At 74.0% G+C, this 16834-nt stretch carries 15 protein-coding genes; 8 read left to right on the plus strand and 7 right to left on the minus strand.

Annotation, left to right across the window (positions count from 1 at the left end; translation table 11 throughout):
- Positions 1-86 precede the first annotated feature (86 nt).
- Positions 87-785, plus strand: coding sequence for an NADPH-dependent F420 reductase (npdG, locus tag OG994_RS01350; protein ID WP_120327108.1), 699 nt, complete (start codon positions 87-89; stop codon positions 783-785).
- 193 nt (positions 786-978) lie between these two features.
- Here npdG and panB read toward each other — a convergent pair whose 3' ends face one another.
- Together panB and OG994_RS01360 are read right to left on the minus strand one after the other, a co-directional pair.
- Positions 979-1824 carry a 3-methyl-2-oxobutanoate hydroxymethyltransferase gene (panB, locus tag OG994_RS01355; protein WP_120327109.1) on the minus strand — a complete coding sequence of 282 codons (846 nt, stop codon included), beginning with the start codon at positions 1822-1824 and terminating at the stop codon, positions 979-981.
- A 113-nt stretch (positions 1825-1937) separates the two neighbouring features.
- On the minus strand, positions 1938-3698 hold the full coding sequence (locus OG994_RS01360) for an NAD+ synthase (RefSeq protein ID WP_328851956.1): 1761 nt from the start codon (positions 3696-3698) through the stop codon (positions 1938-1940).
- Positions 3699-3897: 199 nt separating this feature from the next.
- Between OG994_RS01360 and glnA the strand changes: the two genes are divergently transcribed.
- The 4 genes from glnA (at position 3898) to OG994_RS01380 (ending at position 7076) form a co-directional block, all read left to right on the plus strand.
- The gene (glnA, locus tag OG994_RS01365; RefSeq protein ID WP_120327111.1) at positions 3898-5247 is read left to right on the plus strand and encodes a type I glutamate--ammonia ligase; all 1350 of its coding nucleotides are present in this window, start codon (positions 3898-3900) and stop codon (positions 5245-5247) included.
- A 113-nt stretch (positions 5248-5360) separates the two neighbouring features.
- A complete protein-coding gene (locus OG994_RS01370; protein ID WP_120327112.1) occupies positions 5361-5786 on the plus strand; it encodes a DUF350 domain-containing protein in 426 nt (141 codons plus the stop codon).
- 118 nt (positions 5787-5904) lie between these two features.
- On the plus strand, positions 5905-6597 hold the full coding sequence (locus tag OG994_RS01375) for a helix-turn-helix transcriptional regulator (RefSeq protein ID WP_328851957.1): 693 nt from the start codon (positions 5905-5907) through the stop codon (positions 6595-6597).
- A 101-nt stretch (positions 6598-6698) separates the two neighbouring features.
- Positions 6699-7076 carry a VOC family protein gene (locus tag OG994_RS01380; RefSeq protein WP_328851958.1) on the plus strand — a complete coding sequence of 126 codons (378 nt, stop codon included), beginning with the start codon at positions 6699-6701 and terminating at the stop codon, positions 7074-7076.
- 57 nt (positions 7077-7133) lie between these two features.
- Here the strand turns inward: OG994_RS01380 and OG994_RS01385 are convergent, their stop codons facing one another.
- Positions 7134-7631 carry a hypothetical protein gene (locus OG994_RS01385; protein WP_328851959.1) on the minus strand — a complete coding sequence of 166 codons (498 nt, stop codon included), beginning with the start codon at positions 7629-7631 and terminating at the stop codon, positions 7134-7136.
- A gap of 271 nt (positions 7632-7902) precedes the next feature.
- On the opposite strand from OG994_RS01385, the gene OG994_RS01390 reads away from it, so the two are divergent.
- Entirely contained in the window at positions 7903-8823 is a 921-nt protein-coding gene (locus tag OG994_RS01390; protein ID WP_328851960.1) for a Vgb family protein, read from the plus strand.
- Between the two features lie 104 nt (positions 8824-8927).
- Here OG994_RS01390 and OG994_RS01395 read toward each other — a convergent pair whose 3' ends face one another.
- The gene (locus OG994_RS01395; RefSeq protein WP_120327117.1) at positions 8928-9857 is read right to left on the minus strand and encodes a S66 peptidase family protein; all 930 of its coding nucleotides are present in this window, start codon (positions 9855-9857) and stop codon (positions 8928-8930) included.
- A gap of 188 nt (positions 9858-10045) precedes the next feature.
- Between OG994_RS01395 and OG994_RS01400 the strand changes: the two genes are divergently transcribed.
- Entirely contained in the window at positions 10046-10813 is a 768-nt protein-coding gene (locus OG994_RS01400; protein WP_328851961.1) for a type 1 glutamine amidotransferase, read from the plus strand.
- Entirely contained in the window at positions 10813-13803 is a 2991-nt protein-coding gene (locus tag OG994_RS01405) for a bifunctional [glutamine synthetase] adenylyltransferase/[glutamine synthetase]-adenylyl-L-tyrosine phosphorylase (protein WP_328851962.1), read from the plus strand. Before OG994_RS01400 ends, OG994_RS01405 begins: the two co-directional genes overlap by 1 nt.
- A gap of 49 nt (positions 13804-13852) precedes the next feature.
- On the opposite strand, the gene OG994_RS01410 is transcribed toward OG994_RS01405, so the two are convergent.
- The 3 genes from OG994_RS01410 to OG994_RS01420 form a co-directional block, all read right to left on the minus strand.
- A complete protein-coding gene (locus tag OG994_RS01410; RefSeq protein WP_328851963.1) occupies positions 13853-14356 on the minus strand; it encodes a hypothetical protein in 504 nt (167 codons plus the stop codon).
- 60 nt (positions 14357-14416) lie between these two features.
- The gene (locus OG994_RS01415) at positions 14417-14653 is read right to left on the minus strand and encodes a hypothetical protein (RefSeq protein ID WP_328851964.1); all 237 of its coding nucleotides are present in this window, start codon (positions 14651-14653) and stop codon (positions 14417-14419) included.
- Positions 14654-15232: 579 nt separating this feature from the next.
- The gene (locus OG994_RS01420) at positions 15233-16795 is read right to left on the minus strand and encodes a hypothetical protein (protein ID WP_120327402.1); all 1563 of its coding nucleotides are present in this window, start codon (positions 16793-16795) and stop codon (positions 15233-15235) included.
- Between the last annotated feature and the right edge of the window lie 39 nt (positions 16796-16834).

Here is a 16834-nt window from a genome sequence, read left to right on the forward strand (position 1 = left end):
GGCCGGCCGGGCCGGCGGTGCGCCAGCGGGGATTGTCACAACGGCCGGAACTGCTGACGGGCCACCGGGTTTGCGAGGATGAGCCCATGGCATACGACGCGAGCACGCTGCCCGACGTGTCCGGTCTGACCGTCGGCATCATCGGCGGTACGGGTGACCAGGGACGGGGCCTCGCCTACCGGTTCGCCCGGGCGGGCCAGACCGTGCTGATCGGGTCCCGCGACGCGGAGCGGGCCGCGCGTTCGGCCGAGGAGATCGCCGCCCTGCCCGGCGTGCCGGCGGGCACGAGCGTGGCCGGCGCGGACAACGCCGAGGTGGCCCGCCGCAGCGACGTGGTGATCATCGCGGTCCCGTGGGACGGGCACGCCGCCACGGTCGCCGGCCTCGCCGAACCGCTCGCCGGCAAGATCGTCGTCGACTGCGTCAACCCGCTCGGCTTCGACAAGCAGGGCCCGTACGCCCTCCGGGTCGAGGAGGGCAGCGCCGTGCAGCAGGCCGCCCGCCTGCTGCCCGACTCCCGGGTGTGCGCGGCGTTCAACCACGTCAGCGCGCCGCTGCTGGCCGACCCGGAGATCGACCGGATCGACCTGGACGTCCTGATCTGCACCGAGGAGCGGGACGTCGCGGCGACCGTCGCCGCGCTGGCCGCCCGGATCCCCGGCATGCGGGGCATCTACGCGGGCCGGCTGCGCAACGCCCACCAGATCGAGGCGTTCACCGCCAACCTGATCGCCATCAACAAGCGCTACAAGGCCCACGCCGGCATCCGCGTCACCGACCTGTGAGGACCCGGCCGGGCGCGGACCGGTGCGCCTGCCGGCTTCGATGGGCCGTCCGCAGGCGGGTGGTGGGTCGGCATCTCCCGGCCGCGCCCGCGCACCTGCACGGCCGCGTCCGCCCGCTCCAGCTCGTCGATCGCCGCCGGCACCGTCGTCGTTCCCGGCGTACGGGGACGGCGACGGTGCCGGTTCCGTACGCCTAGAAGGTGTGCTCGGCGGCCGGGAACTGCCCCCCGCGGACCTCGTCGGCGAAGCGGCGGGTGGCGTCGGCGAGGGTGCCGGCCAGGTCGGCGTACCGCTTGACGAAGCGCGGCGTCCGGCCGCTGCGCAGGCCGGCCATGTCCTGCCAGACGAGCACCTGCGCGTCGGTGTCCGGGCCGGCGCCGATGCCCACCGTGGGGATGTGCAGTTCGTTGGTGATCCGCTTGGCGACCTCGCCGGGCACCATCTCCAGGACGACGGCGAACGCGCCCGCCTCCGCGACGGCCCGGGCGTCGGCGATTACCTCCTCGGCGGCGTCGCCGCGCCCCTGGACGCGGTAGCCGCCGATGGCGTGCTCGCTCTGCGGTGTGAAGCCGATGTGCGCCATGACCGGGATGCCCGCCGACGTGATGGCGGCGATCTGCGCCGCGCAGCGCCGGCCGCCCTCCAGCTTCACGGCGTGGCAGCCGCCCTCCTTCATGAACCGCACCGCCGTGCGCAGGGCCTGGGTCGGCCCCTCCTCGTACGAGCCGAACGGCAGGTCGGCGACGATCAGCGCCTGCCGGGTGGCCCGCACCACCGCGCGTACGAGCGGCAGCAGTTCCTCGGCGGTGATCGGGACCGTCGTCTCGTAGCCGAAGACGTTGTTGGCCGCCGAGTCGCCGACCAGCAGCACCGGGATGCCGGCCTGGTCGAAGATCGACGCGGTGTACTGGTCGTACGAGGTGAGCATCGCCCACCGCTCGCCGCGCTCCTTGGCGGCGACGAGGTCACGGGTGCGGACGCGCCGGGTCGCCGGCCCGCCGTAGAGGGCGGTCACCTCGGTCGGGGTGGATTCCACCATGACTGTCTCCTTCCTCGAGGCCGCGTACGCGGTCCCCGGGTTCCGCCGCGATCGTCGCACCGGATCGGCCGTCGGCGGCAGGGCGCAGTGGAGGATCTCACTCCCGGGACGGGTCAGCCGTCCTCACGCCAGCGGTTGGTGACCGGCAGCCGCCGGTCCCGGCCGAACGCCTTCATCGAGATCTTCGTGCCCGGGGCCGACTGCCGCCGCTTGTACTCGGCGGTATCCACCATCCGCAGCACCCGGTCGACCACCGCCGGGTCGTGCCCGGCCGCCACGAGCCCGTCGCGGCCGAGGTCGCCGTCGACGTAGCCGATCAGGATGGGGTCGAGCACGTCGTACTCGGGCAGCGTGTCGCTGTCGAGCTGGCCCGGGCTCAGCTCGGCGCTCGGCGGCTTGCCGATGGAGCTCTCGGGGATCGGCGGGGTCTCGCCGCGCCGGGCGGCGTCGGCGTTGCGCCACCGGGCCAGGCGCCAGATGAGGGTCTTCCAGACGTCCTTGACCGGGTTGAAGCCGCCCACCGAGTCGCCGTAGAGCGTCGAGTAGCCCACCGCCAGCTCGCTCTTGTTGCCGGTGGTCAGCACCAGGTGGCCCTCCTGGTTCGACAGTGCCATGAGGATCACCCCGCGTACCCGGGCCTGGAGGTTCTCGACCGTCACGCCGGAGAGCGACAGGTTGGCCAGGAAGGCGTCCACCATCGGCTGGATCGGCTCGATCCGGTAGTCCAGCCCGGTCCGCTTGGCGAGGTCGGCCGCGTCCTCGCGGGAGTGCTCGGAGGAGTGCTGGCTGGGCAGCGACACCCCGACCACCCGGTCCGGCCCGAGCGCGTCGACGGCCAGCGCGGCCACGACGGCCGAGTCGATGCCGCCCGACAGGCCGAGCACCACCGACGGGAAGCGGTTCTTGTTGACGTAGTCGCGCAGGCCGAGCACGAGCGCCTGCCAGACCTCGGCCTCGTCGGCGACCGGCTCGATGAGACCGCCCACCGCCGGCGGGCCGGCCGGCGCCGGGACGCTCTCGCTGACCGTGGCCCGGACCACCCGCATCCCGTCGGCGATCTCGGTGCCCTCGGCCACCGGCTCACCGGCCGCCGGCAGCTCGACGTCGTGCACCAGCAGGTGCTCCACGAACTGCGGCGCGCGGGTGAGCAGCTCGCCGTCGGCCGAGACGATCATCGAGTCGCCCTCGAAGACCAGCTCGTCCTGGCCGCCGACCATGTTGACGTACGCGATGGCGGCACCCGCCTCGGCGGCCCGGCGGCGGACCAGCGGCAGCCGGATGTCGTCCTTGTTCAGCTCGTACGGCGATCCGTTGATGTTGACCACCAGGCCGACGTGGGCCTGCCGGGCCGCGGTGAACGGGCCGCCCGCCTGCCACAGGTCCTCGCAGATCGTCAGCGCCACGTCCACCCCGCCGACGCGCACCACGGTGAGCATGTCGCCCGGCACGAAGTAGCGGTCCTCGTCGAAGACCCCGTAGTTCGGCAGGTGGTGCTTGAAGTAGGTGGCCACCACGGCGCCGCGGTGCAGCAGGGCGGCCGCGTTGCGGGCGCCCCGGCCCGGCTCGGCGTCCCCGGAGACCTGCGGCGGGCCGTCGGCGTCCAGGTAGCCGACCACCACCGGCAGCTCGCCCAGCCCGTCGCCCGCGAGGTCGGCCGCGAGCCGGTCCAGCGCCGCCCGCGACGCCGCCACGAACGACCGCCGGAACACCAGGTCCTCCACCGGGTAACCGGTCAGCATCATCTCGGGGAACGCGACGAGGTGGGCGCCGGCGTCGGCGGCCCGCCGGGCCCAGGTGCGGACGAGGTGCGCGTTGCCGGCGAGGTCGCCGACGGTCGGGTTGACCTGGGACAGGGCGATACGCAGGGTGGGCATGTCCTCATCTTGCCCCAGGGGCCCGGGAGCGACACGGCGGGCGCGGCGAGAGACGGGCCACGCGCGGACGGGGCCCGGGACACCCCGGACGGGCCGGGTGCGGCTCGCGTAACGTCGGCGTAACCAGACCCGTGGAGACTGGTCGGTCAGGCCGCGCCGGCCCGGCCGGTGGCGGAGAAGAGTGCTGCGAGGGGTGGAAGTGGACCGTCAGCAGGAGTTCGTCCTCCGTACGCTGGAAGAGCGGGACATCCGGTTCGTCCGGCTGTGGTTCACCGACGTGCTCGGCACCCTCAAGAGCGTCTCGGTGGCCCCGGCCGAGTTGGAGGCGGCGTTCGAGGAGGGCATCGGCTTCGACGGCTCGGCGATCGAGGGCTTCGCCCGGGTCTTCGAGTCCGACATGGTGGCCATGCCCGACCCGACGACGTTCCAGGTCTTCCCGTTCGAGGGCGGGGTGAGCGGCGAGAGCGCCCGGATGTTCTGCGACATCCTGCTCCCCGACGGCAGCCCGTCCTGGGCCGACCCCCGCCACGTGCTGCGCCGGGCGCTCTCCAAGGCCGCCGACAAGGGCTTCACGTTCTACACCCACCCGGAGATCGAGTTCTTCCTGCTGGAGAACGGCCCGACGGACGGCTCCCTGCCCACCCCGGTCGACACCGGCGGCTACTTCGAGCACACCACCCACGCGGTGGCGCGGGACTTCCGCCGCCAGGCCGTGCTCGCCCTGGAGCGGATCGGCATCTCGGTCGAGTTCAGCCACCACGAGGTGGCGCCCGGCCAGCAGGAGATCGACCTGCGCTACGCCGACGCGCTCACCACCGCCGACAACATCATGACGTTCCGGCACGTGGTCAAGGAGGTGGCGCTCTCCACCGGCGTACGGGCCACGTTCATGCCGAAGCCGTTCACCGACCAGCCGGGCAGCGGCATGCACACCCACCTGTCCCTGTTCGAGGGGGAGCGCAACGCCTTCCACGACGGCGGCGACCCCATGAAGCTCTCCAAGGTGGCGAAGTCGTTCATCGCCGGGCTGCTCACGCACGCCCGCGAGTACACGGCCGTCACCAACCAGTGGGTCAACTCCTACAAGCGGCTCTTCCCCCAGGCGCTGCCGGACCGCATCACCGAGAGCCCGGCGTACGTCTGCTGGGGCCACCTCAACCGGTCGGCGCTGGTCCGGGTGCCCGCGTACGGCAAGCCGAACTCGGCCCGGGTCGAGGTGCGCTCGCCGGACTCGGCGGCCAACCCGTACCTGGCCTTCGCCGTGCTGCTCGGCGCCGGGCTGAAGGGGATCGAGGAGGGCTACGAGCTGCCGCCGGGGGCCGAGGACGACGTCTGGTCGCTGACGAGCGCCGAGCGGCGGGCCATGGGGTACGAGGCCCTGCCGGAGAACCTGGCCGAGGCGATCGACGTGATGGCCGGCTCGGAGCTGGTGGCCGAGGTGCTCGGCGAGCACGTCTTCGACTTCTTCCTGCGCAACAAGCGGGCCGAGTGGGAGCAGTACCGCCGCGAGGTCACCCCGTACGAGCGGCAGCGCTACCTCTCCCTCTGAGCCGGTCAGCGGCGGGCGCGGCACTCGGGTCCGCCGCCGCTTGTGCGGCACCGCTATCGTCTCGATCACCGTGCCGGCACCGCGCCGGCCGCGCGTGACCGGGGAGGCGATCGGTGCTGGAGGATCTGCTCGGCGGGGCCTGGCAGAGCATCGTGTTCGGGGTCGTCGGGGTCGCCCTCATGGCGGCCGGGTTCCTGCTGGTGGACCTGCTGACGCCCGGACGGTTGCGGGAACTGATCTGGGTGCGGCGCAACGGCAACGCCGCCCTGCTGCTGGCCGCCAACCAGCTGGGCATCGCGGGGATCGTGTTCACCGCGGTGCTGACGAGCTACAGCGACTTCGCCAAGGGGCTGGCGTCCACTCTGATCTTCGGCCTCATCGGGCTGCTGATCATGGCGTTGGCCTTCTTCGTGCTGGACCTGCTCACGCCGGGCCGGCTCGGCGAGATCATCTGCGCCGACGAGCCGCATCCGGCGGCCCGGGTCAGCGCCGCCACGCACCTCGGCGCCGCGCTGATCGTCTGCGCCTGCATCGCCTGAGGCCCGGACCGGCCGATCCGCGGCGGCCGGCAGAGCCCGGCCGCCGCCCGGCCGTGCCCGGGGTCGGCCGGGCGTCCGGCGCGCTGTCGGCGTCGTACCCCCGGCCTAGCCTGGCGCGGTGAACCGCACCGATCGCCTCTACGCCATCGTCGAGGAGTTGCGCGCGGTGTCGCCGAGGCCGCGCAGCGCCCGGTGGCTGGCGACCCGCTTCGAGGTGAGCAGCCGCACCATCGAGCGCGACATCGGCGCGCTCCAGCAGTCCGGGGTGCCGATCTGGGCCGAGCCCGGCCGCACCGGCGGTTACGTGCTCGACCGCGCCCGCACCCTGCCGCCGGTGAACCTGACGGCAGGTGAGGCGGTGGCCATGGCGGTGGCGCTGCACCGGCTGCGCGGCACGCCGTTCGCCTCGGCGGCCGCCAGCGGGCTGCGCAAGCTGCTCGCCGTGATGCCCGCCGCGGACGCCGTCGAGGCGCACCGGCTCGCCGGCCGGGTGCACCTGATCGGCGACGGGCCGGCGGCGCCCGTCCCGGCCAGCGTCGCCGACGCGGTGCTCGCGCGGCGGGTGCTGCGCATCCGGTACGCCGACCGCGCCGGCGCCGCCTCGGAGCGCGACGTGGAGCCGCTGGGCTACCTGGGCAACCCGCGGCACTGGTACCTGCTGGCCTGGTGCCGGCTGCGCGACGGCGTCCGCGCCTTCCGTACCGACCGGATCCTGTCGGTGCGACCGCTGTCGGAGCTGGTGACCCGGGAGCTGTGCCCCGACGACCTCGACATCCCTCGCGAGCGTGTGCGCCCGCTGAGCCTTGTCTGAGGGAATGTGGAAACACCGACAGGACGGTGTCGCGGGCGGCCGCGAGGCTGACTCCTGACGGCGCCGGCCGGGTGGCCGGCGCGTGGAACGGGAGGACAGACATGACCGTCAGCAACGGTGTCACCTGGTTCGAGATCGGCACCGAGCGGCCGGACGAGGCGCAGCGGTTCTACGGCGACGTGTTCGGCTGGCGCTTCACGGAGGAGGGCGGCGGTGGCGCCACGTACCGGACGACCGAGGCCGCCGACGGCGGGATCGGTGGCGCGATCCGGGGCACCGACGGGGCCGCGTCGACCTACGCGATCTTCTACGTCCAGGTGACCGACGTCGAGGCGACGTGCCGGCGCGTCGAGGCGGCCGGCGGCGCGGTGGTGGTGCCCGCGAAGACGAACCCCAACGGGCTCACGTCGGCGCACCTGCGCGACCCGGCCGGCAACCGGTTCGGGGTGTTCACGCCCCCGCCGGCCCCCGGCGCCTGACGCACGCCGGGCCGGTGTGGCGGCCCCGACCGGGTGACCGGTCGGGGCCGCCGGCGTTCAGCTGCCGGTCGTACCCTCGGGGCTGCCGGAGCCGTCCCGGTCACCGTGACCGCCCCAGCCGCCGTGCTTGCCGGGGCCGCCGAAGCCGCCGCCACCGAGGACGCCGGACTCGACCGCCTCGAGGATCGCGTCGGCCTGCTCCTGGGTGAGCTTGCCGTCCTCGACGGCCTGGTCCAGCCGCTCCTCGAGTCGCGCCTGCCGGTCCTCGGCGGACGGGCGCTCGGGCCGGTCGGCCTTGTGCTGCTCGCGCAGCTTCTCCAGGGCGGCGGTCACCTTGTCGGTGGAGACGCCCAGCTCCTTGGCGAGCTCCTCGGCGAACGCCGACTGGCGGTCGGACGCCTTCTGCCGCTGGCCGTCGTCGGTCGTGCTGGCGCTCGGCGCCGGGCTGGCGTTGTCGGCGGCGAACGCCATGGTGGGCGCGGCGATCCCGACGCCGAGTACGCCCGCCGTGGCCAGACCGGCCAGGAGGTGCTTCTTCCTGAACGTGCGGGACATCAGTCCTCCAGCTCGTCGGTGTGCGTTGACGTCACCGACGGTGACCGGGTGGGCTTGACGCCACCCGTGACGAACCTGTCAGCGAGCTGGCAATCGCCGCCGCGAGCAGGATCCCCGGCGTGCGGCACGAACCCGGCGAGCAGCACGAACCCGGCGGGCGGCACCAGCCCGGTGAGGAGAGCCCGCCCCGCGACCGGACAAAACGGGTTGCCCGGGCCGAGGCCGCGCGGGCAGGGTGGCCCTCGACCCGCCGACGACGAGAGGAAACAGCGTGACCCACACCGTCATCCGCGAGATCCCGTTGACCGACCCGGGCGCCGGCCCGTACGGCATCACCGTCGGGCCCGACGGCGCGCTCTGGGTGACGTTGGTGCACGCCGGCGGCATCGCCCGGGTGGCACCCGACGGCGACGTGCGGACCTGGTCGCTCGACGCGCCGGAGAGCCGTCCGCTGATCATCACGCCCGGCCCCGACGGCGCGCTCTGGTTCACCCGCTCCGGCGACGACCGGCTCGGCCGGATCACCACGGAAGGCGACCTCAGCGCGGTCGCCCTGCCGGCCGGGACCGGGCCGTGCGGCGTCGTCACCGGCCCGGACGGCGCGCTCTGGTACGCCGGCATGAACTCCGACAGCGTCGGCCGGGTCGACGCCGACGGCACGGTGGCGACGTTCCCGCTGCCGGTGACCGGGGCGTACGCCTCGATGATGGCCGCCGGCCCCGACGGCGCGCTCTGGTGCACGCTCAACCAGGCGAACGCGATCGCCCGGGTCGGCACCGACGGCGACGTGGCGGTGCATCCGCTGCCCACGGAGGCGGCGGGCCCGGTGGGCGTCGCGGCGGGCGACGGCGCGGTGTGGTTCGTGGAGATCGCCGCCGGCCAGCTCGGCCGCATCGACCCCGAGGGCCGGATCGAGGAGTACGCGCTGCCGGACCGCTCCGCGCGGCCCCACGCGATCGTCGCCGACCCGGCCGGCGGCGCCTGGTACACGGAGTGGGGCGGCAACCGGATCGGCCACGTCGACCCGGACGGGCGGATCGAGACGTACGACCTGCCCACCCCGGCCGCCGAACCGCACGGTCTCGCCGTGGCGCCCGACGGCACGGTGTGGACCGCCCTGGAGATCGGCCGCCTGGCCCAGCTCACACCGCCGCCGTCCCGCCTCGCACCGCCGTCCCGGCCCGTCGCGTGATCATGAGGTTGGCGGGGCGAACTGTCCGGTTCGACCCCGCCAACCTCATGATCGACGGGGGAAGCGACGGGAAGCGACGGGGAGCGGCGGGGGATCGGCGGGGCCTAGCGGACGGCGGGGGCGACCGTCAGGGTTCCGGCCGTGGCGTCGAGGGTCGCCTCGGTGCCGACGGGCACGGTGAGCTGGCCGACGCCGTGGCCGACGGGCAGGCCGCCGAGCACGGGGACGCCGAGGTCGCCGAGGCGTTCGGCGAGCACGTCGGCGACGGTGACCGCCCAGCCGTCCGCGCAGTCGGTGAACTGACCGACGGCGACCCCGGCCAGGCCGTCCAGCGCCCCGGCGCGGCGCAGCTGGGTGAGCATCCGGTCGACCTTGTACGGGGGTTCCTGCACGTCCTCGACGAGCAGGACCGCCCCGGTCAGGTCGGGCATGTCCGGGGTGCCGACCGAGGCGGCGACTAGGCACAGGTTGCCGCCGAGCAACCGGCCGGTGGCGCGGCCGGGGACGCGGACGGGGTAGGTCTCCTCCTCCGGCACGGCGGCCACGGTCACCGGCTCGGTGGTCATCAGGGCGGCGTGCAGCGACTCGGCGGACCGCAGCGGCGTCCGCTCGTCCGTCCACGCCGCGCCCGGTCCGTGCACGGTGGCCAGGCGGGCGCCGCGCCACAGCGCCAACTGCAGGGCCGTGATGTCGGAGAAGCCCGCCACCACCTTCGGGTCCCGCCGCACCGCGGCCATGTCGAGGGCGTCGACGATCCGCTGCGCACCGTAGCCGCCCCGGGTGCAGATCACCCCCCGGACCTCGGGGTCGGCGAAGGCCGCGTTCAGGTCGGCCGCCCGCAGATCGTCCGTGCCGGCCAGGTAGCCGTGCCGGGCGTACGCGTGCGGCGCGAGCACGGGACGCAGCCCCCAGCCGGTGAGCAGCTCGATGCCCCGGGCGACCCGCTCGGGACGGGTCGGGCCGGACGGGGACACGAGCATCACCGTGTCGCCGGGACGCAGCGCCGGCGGGCGCAGTATCTCGTCGGTGATCACAGAGGGCGAGCCTAGTGCGGCCGGGGCGAGGGTGGTCGCGGGCGGCCGCCAACAGGGCGGCTGGTCGCGGGGCGAGCCGGCGGGCAGGCGAGCCGGTGGGCAGGAAGCGCGCCGCGTCCGGCCCCGTGGTCGCGGGCGGGAGCGAGCCGCTCCCGGCGTGTCAGCCGGGACCGGATAGCCTCGATGCCGTGGCAACCGCGCTGGTGATCGAGAACGACCCGACCGACGACCTGCGCCGGCTGGGCGAGTGGCTGACCGAGGCCGGCCTGGACCTGTGGGTCGTGCGCCCGTACGCCGGTGACGAGCTTCCCGCCGACCTGGAGGGCTACGCCGCGCTGGTGGTGCTCGGCGGCCCGCAGCAGGCGTACCCGCTGCCGGACGGCTCGCCCGGCGCGCCCTGGTTCCCCGCCCTGGAGGGCCTGCTGCGCAAGGCGGTCCGGCACCGGGTGCCCACGCTGGCGATCTGCCTCGGCGCGCAGCTGCTCGCCGCCGCGCACGCCGGCCAGGTCGAGCGCAGCCCGTCCGGGCCGGAGATCGGGCCCTCGGTGGTGGGCCGGCGGGACGCGGCCGAGCAGGACCCGCTGTTCCGGTACGTGCCGCTCATCCCGGACGTGCTCCAGTGGCACGCCGACGAGATCACCGAGCTGCCGCACGGGGCGACCCTGCTGGCCGCGTCCACCCGCTACCCCCACCAGGCGTTCCGGCTCGGCGACCGGGCCTGGGGGCTCCAGTTCCACATCGAGTGCGACACGGCCCAGATCGCCGAGTGGGCCACCGACTCCACGCTCCTCGCCGAGCTCGGCTACGAGCCCGAGCTGGTCGTCGCCGCCTGCAACGAGGTGATGGCCGACATCGAGGAGGTCTGGCAGCCGTTCGCCGCCCGGTTCGCGGCCCTCGCTCTGGGCGAGCTGGACGACAGCGGCCCGCGACACAGCCTGCCGTTGCTCGGGCACTGATGACCCGGCCGACCAGCGCCCCCGGCCGGCTCGCCCGGTACGGGTTCGGCACGACGCAGGGCGACGGCGGCGCCCGCGCGGCGGACCTGCTCGGCCCGGACGGGCTCGGCCTGTGGCGGCCGGACGGTCAGGAGCCGGTCGACGAGCGGGCGGGTGAGCTGCTCACCGCGCTGTCCCGGGCGGCCGACCCGGACCTGGCGCTGCGCCAGCTGCACCGCATCGTCGAGGCCGAACGCCGCGCGCACGGCGACGGCTCGGCGCTGCTCACCGAGCTGTCCGAGGACGCGGGACTGCGCCGGCGGCTGATCGCCGTGCTCGGCGCGTCCTCGGCGCTCGGCGACCACCTCGTGGCGAACCCGGACGACTGGACGGTGCTGCGCACCGCCCCGGACGGGCTCGCGCCGGCCGCCGAGGGGCGGCTGGAGCCGCTCGGCGACGGCAACCCGATCGCGGGGCTGCGGCGGGCGTACCGGCTGGCGCTGCTGGGGATCGCGGCCGCGGACCTGACCGGTGGCCGGGGGCTGGAGCAGACGATGGCGGCGCTCTCCGCGCTGGCCGACGCGACGCTGCGGGCGGCGTACGGGATCGCCGTGGACGAGCTGCCGGAGGGCACGCCCCGGCCGCGGCTGGCCGTGGTGGCGATGGGCAAGTGCGGCGGCGACGAGCTGAACTACGTCTCCGACGTGGACGTCATCTTCGTGGCCGCGTCCGACGACGACCTGCCGGCCGCCACGACGGTGGCCACCCGGCTGATCCACGTCTGCGGGCTGGTCGCCTGGCCGGTGGACGCGGCGCTGCGGCCGGAGGGCAACCGGGGGCCGCTGGTGCGTACGCTCGCCAGCCACCTGGCCTACTACCAGCGCTGGGCCCGCACGTGGGAGTTCCAGGCGCTGCTCAAGGCCCGTCCGGCGGCCGGTGACCTCGCGCTCGGCCAGGAGTGGATCGACGAGCTCGCCCCGCTGCTGTGGCGGGCCGCCGAGCGGCCCGAGGCGGTCGAGGACGTCCGCGCCATGCGCCGGAAGATCATCGACAACATCCCGCCGAAGGAGCTGGAGCGCGAGATCAAGCGCGGCCCCGGCGGGCTCCGCGACATCGAGTTCGCCGTGCAGCTGCTGCAACTGGTGCACGGCCGCGGCGACGAGTCGCTGCGCGTGCCGGGCACGATCCCCGCGCTGCGCGCGCTCGTCACCGGCGGCTACGTGGGCCGGGCCGACGGTGAGGCGCTGCTGCGCGGCTACCGGTTCCTGCGGGGGGTGGAGCACCGGCTCCAGTTGCAGGGGCTGCGCCGCACCCACACCGTGCCGACGGACCCGGCCGCCCTGCGGTGGCTCGCCGCCGCCCTCGGCTACACGGCCACGCCGGGGCGCAGCGCCGTCGAGGAGTTCCGCGCCGAGTGGGTCACCCACGCCACCGAGGTACGCCGGCTGCACGCCAAGCTGCTGTACCGGCCGCTGCTGGAGGCGGTGGCCCGGGTGCCCGCCGACGGGCTGCGGCTCACCCCGGAGGCGGCCCGGCACCGCCTGGAGATCCTCGGTTTCGGCGACCCGGCCGGGGCGCTGCGGCACCTCCAGGCCCTCACCGGCGGGGTGAGCCGCACCGCGGCCATCCAGCGCACGCTGCTGCCGGTGCTGCTCAGCGAGTTCGCCGACGCCCCCGAGCCGGACCGGGGGCTGCTCAACTACCGGCAGGTCTCCGAGAAGCTCGGCAGCACACCGTGGTACCTGCGGCTGCTGCGCGACTCCGGCCCCGTGGCCCGCCGGCTGGCGCGGGTGCTCTCGTCCTCGCGGTACGCCGCCGACCTGCTCGCCCGGGAGCCGGAGGCGCTGCGGCTGCTGGCCGAGGAGCACGAGCTGGCGCCCCGGCCCCGGGAGGTGCTGCACGAGGGCTTCACCGCGGCGGCGGCCCGGTACGCCGACCCGGTCGAGGCCATCCGGGCCGTCCGCGCGCTGCGCCGCCGGGAGCTGGTGCGCATCGCGTGCGCCGACGTGCTCTGCCGGGCCGGATCGCTCGCGCCGAGCGGCCCCGACGGCGCCGCCCTCACCGAGATCGCGGCGGTGGGCACCGCGCTGGCGGACGTCACCGACGCCACCCTGGCCGCCGCCCTGCACATCGCCCGGGCCACCCAGCCCACCCCGCCCGGGCTGCGCTTCGCCGTGATCGGCATGGGCCGGCTCGGCGGGTACGAGTCGAACTACCTCTCCGACGCCGACGTGCTCTTCGTCTACGACGCGCCGGCCGGGGACGAGAGCGCGGCCAGCGCCGCGGCGCACGCCGTCGCCGAGGAGCTGCGCCGGCTGCTCGGCATCCCGGCGCCCGACCCGCCGCTCGGCGTCGACGCGGACCTGCGTCCCGAGGGGCGGCAAGGGCCGCTGGTGCGCAGCCTCGCCGCGTACGCGCAGTACTACGCGCGCTGGTCGCGGGTGTGGGAGGCGCAGGCCCTGCTGCGTGCCCGCTTCGTCTGCGGTGACGCCGACCTGGGCGCCGAGTTCGAGGCGCTGGTCGACCCGGTCCGCTACCCGGCCGACGGGCTGACCCGCGACCAGGTCGTGGAGATCCGCCGGATCAAGGCGCGGGTCGAGCACGAGCGGCTGCCCCGGGGCGCCGACCCCGCCACCCACACGAAGCTGGGTCGCGGCGGGCTCGCCGACGTCGAGTGGGCCGTGCAGCTGCTGCAGCTGCGCCACGGCGGGACCGTGCCGGCGCTGCGGGGCACGCGTACGCTCGACGCGCTCGCCGCCGCCCGCGACGCCGGGCTGGTCGACGCGGCCGACGCCGCGGCCATGGCCGCCGGCTGGACGCTCGCCGCCCAGGTGCGCAACGCGCTCATGCTCGTCCGCGGCCGGGCCGGTGACCAGCTGCCCCGGCACGGGGTGGAGCTGGCCGGCGTGGTACGACTGCTCGGTGCCGACGACCCGGGGCAGTTCCTCGACGACTACCTGCGCACCACCCGCCGCTCACGGGCGGCGATGGAGCGGGTCCTCGATGCTTGACGGCTACCAACAACCAACCGTGCGCTCTTGATGTGCCGTTCGCGCTAGTTCAGACGCAGTTTGCTGCAACGTCGCTCGTGATGGTCGTGGCCACGCCTCGCCGTGCTTCTTCGAGGCCCTTGTCTATCAGTGCACGGCCCGCTGGGTCTAGTGCAACTTGATAGACCTGCAACTCCTTAACCTTCTCCAGTTGCTCCAGAGCCACTCTGTGTCTGGCTTCGTCGGGACCGCTGCCTGCCGTCGAAATCCACTCTTTCTCCCAGGAACAAAACCAATGGAGCTCAGCCTTCGTGGATCCCGCTCCCTGTGCATACAGCATGGGCTCTGGCGGCTTAGTCGGTTCTGTCCCCCAAGAAGTCCCGGGCGGCAGCGTCAGACGCCGGGTCGTCTCCCTGTATTCGGCGATGTATCTGTCGAAATCTTGGTAAAGACTTTCGTTCCTGTCCGGTGCATTGCCGTCCTGCGTGCAGCCGGTAGCGCAAAGCGCAGTTAGGCATATGACTGCCTGTGCGACTCGCTGCTGATGTTTGTGCAGTTTCCTGATCTTGATCATTGAGGTTCACCTCCGAGGGCCGTGGTTGCTCCACGTGGAACAACCACGGCCCTCCTGCCACTAGTAGTAGAGGCGCCCGGACCAGTAGCGGTCGGTGCCGCTCACCGAGTTTCGGCCCTCGACGTTGAACCGAGTATTCGAGGCAACGTTAGTGGCGATCGTGTAGGTGCCGTTGCTCTGCATGTTGTACTTCGTGGCGAAGATGAGGCCATCGGAATTGCGCTTCAGCCTCAGATCGAGGCAGCAACCGGGCCGGTTCTGCAGATCCAGCAGAATGTCCACGCCGCTGGTCGTCACGGTCCGGACGTAGTTCTCGGTTGTCCAGTAAGTCCCGTTGAGCGTTTGTGAGATGTTGTTCTACTGGGCTGCATGGGCAGCGCTGGGCGCAACAACGAGAGTTGCGATCACAGCACCTGCCGCTGCGCCAAGTCGCATGAGGACGCGTTTCAAGTCGCACCTTCCGTCTAACGTTGTTATCAGGCCCCCGCGAGGTGTGCGCAAGACATTAGCAGGCGACGTTGCTCTCGTGTGTCCTCGGAGTCCTTACACTTAGATCAGACAAGGGATGCTCGAGGGTGACATTGACGTATTGGTCTACGCATCGTGACCATGCAGCCGTTTCCCCTGAACTTCTAAGCACGATGGGTGATGCGAAAATGAATGTGATGAGCATCACAGGCCAGAGCGCTAGCTCTCATTGGCGGTGGTCACGCTTCGGCTGTCCGGCCGCGCCGTCGCGTGCGGCCTTCCACGTCCGAATCCGGGACCATCAGCCGCCAGAGACGCCAACAGGACCGCCGATTGGGCGTCAGGTCTTTCGACCTGTCGGTGGCGAGCCGTGCCTGGGCGGGGCCGGGACGAGCTCGCGTGCCAGCGTCAGCCGCCGAGGGCGTACGTGCCGGCGCCGGGGACGGTCACCGCCGTCCACTCGCCGTCGGCGCTGAGTGTCGCGCCCCCGCTCACCGACAGCCAGCGGTCGTACCGGACGCGCACCGGCACCCGGCCGGGGCCCGGCGCGCGGAAGGTCACCGAGGCGGCGTCCTGCCGGACCAGCTCACCGGGCGAGCCCACCAGCGGCGTCGGGTCGGCCACCGCGTAGAGCCGCCAGTGCGCCCCGGACCAGACCCGGGTGAGGTACGGGAGGCCCGCCTCGACCAGCTCTGCCTCCGCGCGGCCCACCCAGGACAGCTCGGCGTCGGGCACGGCCACGTACTGCACCGCGTTGTCGGCCAGCCAGGCGCGGTAGCTCGCCGGGGTGAGCGGGACGCCGGTGCCCGCCGCGCCCGGGACCGTGGTGAAGAAGAGCGGGTTGCGGGCGATGTCCGCCTGCCGCAGCCAGCCCCGGGCCAGCGGCACCTCGCCGCCGAGATGGGCCGCCTCCCAGTAGTTGCGGGTCGGCGGCACCTCCACCCGCCCGGCCAGCCCGCGCCGGGCCAGTTCCGCCCGCAGCGGCGCGAAGTACGCCGGGTCGGCGGCCGGGTCGTCGGCGCGCAGGTCGGCGGTGACCACCGGCGGCTGCCACCAACAGACGGCCGCGAGCAGCGCGGCCAGCCCGACAGCGCCGGCCGCCGGGCGAGGAGCCGGCAGCCACCCGGGGAGCCGGGCAGTGGCCGCCAGCACGGGCAGGGCGAACATCACCACCAGGCGGGTGGCATTCAGGCCGACCGGGGTGTGCACCAGGGCCGCGGCGAGCACCCCGGCCGCCGACAGCAGCGCGCCCACCCGAACCGGCCGGTGGGCCGCGAGCGCGGCCACCAGCAGGCTGGTGAGCACGGCGTGGACGGTGTCGGTGCGGCTGATGTTCATCCAGCCGCCCTCGCCGAAGAGCAGCCCGGTCACCGCGAGCGGCACGGCGGCCGGGACAGCGAGCAGCAGGCCGTCGGCGTACCGGCGGGTGAGCAGCAGCGCGGCACCGGCCAGGCCGACGAAGAGCCCGGCCACCGGGCTGGCCGCCGAGGCGAGCAGGGCCGCCGCGCCGGCCAGCGCGCCGCGCGGCCACCCGGGACGCCGGGCGGCGGGCAGGGTGAGGGCCAGCAGTGCCGCCAGGCCGAAGGCGACCCCGAGGGCGTACGTGACCCGGCCGGAGACCAGGTTGCTGGCGATCGTGAGCACTCCGAGCAGGCTGCCCAGCAGGGGGCGTGCCACCCGGGCGCGGACCAGCAGCGCGGCGAACGCGGTCGCCGAGGCGAGCAGCGCGAGCGCGCCGGTGGGCCGGACCCCGAGCAGGGTCATCAGCGGCGACGAGATCAGGCTGTAGCCCCACGGGTGGACGCCGCCGTACCAGCGCAGATCCACCAGGGCCGGCCCATGGTCGGCGAAGAAGTCGGCGCGGGCCACCTGCGCCGACAGGTCCGAACCCAGCGGCGGCAGGGTGACATACAGCACACCCAGGACGGACGCCGACGCGGCGGACACCGCCACCACCCGGCCACCCCGCATGCCCACCTCCCGTTCGCGCCCCACCGTACTGGCAGCATG

Source organism: Micromonospora globbae (assembly GCF_036184225.1).
GTDB classification, from domain to species: domain Bacteria; phylum Actinomycetota; class Actinomycetes; order Mycobacteriales; family Micromonosporaceae; genus Micromonospora; species Micromonospora globbae.